Here is a 248-nt window from a genome sequence, read left to right on the forward strand (position 1 = left end):
GATTTGAACAACGTGATTGCGACTCGTCAAGTAAAATTGAACTTAAATGGCACAACAACAGCAGAACAAATCAAGAAATCTGTTTCAGAAAATATCAAAGATAAGATTGATGTTCCAGCAAGCTACTTGAAAAATGCAGTCTTTCCTGGACCATTTACAGCCGGTGTCAATCAAGTGATTCCGTATGAACTCTTTGGTGGTGATGGTATGCTGACTCGTCTTCTGCTCAAATCATCAAACGGAGCACC

Annotated in this window: 1 protein-coding gene; it reads left to right on the forward strand. The window is 39.9% G+C overall.

The window, feature by feature from the left end:
- Positions 1–248 (forward strand): SSURE domain-containing protein (locus HMPREF2634_RS04180; protein ID WP_218969911.1); only part of this gene is annotated, 248 nt, incomplete at both ends.

Source organism: Streptococcus sp. HMSC034B03 (genome assembly GCF_001838575.1).
In the GTDB taxonomy this organism is placed as follows: Bacteria; Bacillota; Bacilli; order Lactobacillales; family Streptococcaceae; genus Streptococcus; species Streptococcus anginosus.